This window comes from Westiellopsis prolifica IICB1 (assembly GCF_004323185.1).
Classification (GTDB): domain Bacteria; phylum Cyanobacteriota; class Cyanobacteriia; order Cyanobacteriales; family Nostocaceae; genus Pelatocladus; species Pelatocladus prolificus_A.
Genome location: NZ_NAPS01000021.1, coordinates 1 through 1,772, shown reverse-complemented (window position 1 = coordinate 1,772; position 1,772 = coordinate 1). Strand labels below are relative to the sequence as shown.

Annotated in this window: 3 protein-coding genes; 1 reads left to right on the top strand and 2 read right to left on the bottom strand. The window is 38.2% G+C overall.

Features of this window, described 5'->3' with window-relative positions; genetic code table 11:
- Positions 1-297 precede the first annotated feature (297 nt).
- Positions 298-573 carry a hypothetical protein gene (locus B4U84_RS30125; RefSeq protein ID WP_131121660.1) on the bottom strand — a complete coding sequence of 92 codons (276 nt, stop codon included), beginning with the start codon at positions 571-573 and terminating at the stop codon, positions 298-300.
- A 55-nt stretch (positions 574-628) separates the two neighbouring features.
- Positions 629-991, bottom strand: coding sequence for a hypothetical protein (locus B4U84_RS30120; protein WP_131121659.1), 363 nt, complete (start codon positions 989-991; stop codon positions 629-631).
- A gap of 153 nt (positions 992-1,144) precedes the next feature.
- Here B4U84_RS30120 and B4U84_RS30115 point away from each other — a divergent pair, with 153 nt between their 5' ends.
- Positions 1,145-1,330, top strand: a complete 186-nt coding sequence (locus tag B4U84_RS30115; RefSeq protein ID WP_207391054.1) for a hypothetical protein — start codon at positions 1,145-1,147, stop codon at positions 1,328-1,330.
- Positions 1,331-1,772 lie beyond the last annotated feature (442 nt).

Sequence of the window (1,772 nt, the reverse complement as noted above, 5' to 3'; positions counted from 1 at the left end):
GATGTGGGCTAAGGACGATACCATGTTTACGCCTTTTATTGAGGATACAGCCCAGTTAGTTCCACACGCGACTACAAAGGTTCTCAATAGCAATGCTCTAATGTACCTACGTGACCCAGAACTTTACGCTGCAACTTTACTTGAATACTTGCAGTCTTAAGATTGATGGTACAGCAATCGAAAAATTGTTAACGAGATTGGTGTTAGGTAGTATGCGAGCGCGGACTTTGACTTTGCCGAAAATAACTGCGATCGCACTCCTTCCAACATGCTCCCAAAAAACCCACTGTATTTTACTCAAGCAAAGCGATCGCACCTGTTAAATTCACCACCCGCCTTGAGACAGCATTGGGGAAAGTAGTTTAGTTGGTTATCTCTGTCTTTTCTAATGCATGTATTGATTGCTATCTCCACTACTTCTTCAGGTGAATAAAGATTAACATTGCCTGTTGAAACCTGTATAAAATCAAAAACTCCAATAATTCCTATTTTATGAACTTGTTCACCAATAGCATCATTAACTAGACTCCAAAATATAGTAACCGCTACTTGCTTAACAGGTAAAGTAAGCATAGTGGAACTAAGTTACTCAAAATATATTTGTGTATAAATTATGTTATGGCTTGTCTCAAAATAATCGAGTTAAAATTCTTTTAGCTTCATCATAAAGCTGTTGATTATTTGGTTCTGCTGCAAGTCGATAGAAAATTTCCCACTCATTTGGGGTAATTCTCAAATAGTCTTTATAACCGTCTGCTGTTGCTCGCACTTTTTTTGAACTACCAGATTTTGATTTAATTTTCAGGTAGCACCCTCTATCTCCTGTATAACGAATCTTTATTTCACATAAACGACCTTTGTTATCTTGTACAAAAACCTCACCTAAATAGCCTTTACCGTCGTGAAATATTTCGTTAAATAACTTATCAAAACTGTTGCCAAGTTCTTTAGCATCTTTGTATAAGCCAAAAATACTTGTAGGCTCTATCATATGTAGTTTTGAACTAATTGTTTACGTTTTATATTAACCCAGAGTGGCAATACCGCAGAGTGCTTTTCTCCCTATTGATATATTCCCAATTGTATGGTATTAATTGAAATTAGGCATCGTATACCAAATTTTAAATTGGTGGGTACGAAGTCTATGGCGCAACACAATTTTAACCCCAACTTTAGGGAATTAATATTAGGACTGGTTGTAATTGTTTCCCTGTTTGGCCTGATCGGATTTTCAATCATTGATGTAAATAGTCGCCCTGCATTCCTCGATGTAGCTAAGGTAAGCATCGGTGCATTTATCGGCTATTTAATCCCAAATCAAAATCAATAACCGCCATGTTTAATTACATGACGGCTATTCGATAATCAAAGTTTAGTTTCAGCACAGCCCTCTACTTGCTGCGAACAGGTAGAGGGTTTCTTTCATCCACAATTTTATAACTTATTGATTAAACAGACTGTAAAGATACCATACTAACCAAAAAGTCTTCTCTAAATTCAAACAATAACTTTGTGCGAAATGACAGCGATCGCATCAGTAAGAGAGAAACCTACAAAGAATTTTCAATGCACCAGTGCGGGATATTTTGATGTTGTTGGGTGTGGTGGAATGAGGGGGTGATCGCAGTTCTTTACAGACATGATTCGTTGTGCCGCGATCGCACTTATCCAGCAGTCAGTTCACTCGTGGGTGGCAATAGTTAAAAAACAAGGTTGCTTCGCATTGTTTGCCCTGTTGCTCCGGCAAGCTACGCAACAGGATGTCCCCCCCC

Excerpts from the sequence above, each read along its gene's own strand:
- B4U84_RS30120 (WP_131121659.1), bottom strand. The coding sequence starts at position 991 with ATGATAGAGCCTACAAGTATTTTTGGCTTATACAAAGATGCTAAAGAA.
- B4U84_RS30115 (WP_207391054.1), top strand. The coding sequence starts at position 1,145 with ATGGCGCAACACAATTTTAACCCCAACTTTAGGGAATTAATATTAGGA.
- B4U84_RS30125 (WP_131121660.1), bottom strand. The coding sequence starts at position 573 with ATGCTTACTTTACCTGTTAAGCAAGTAGCGGTTACTATATTTTGGAGT.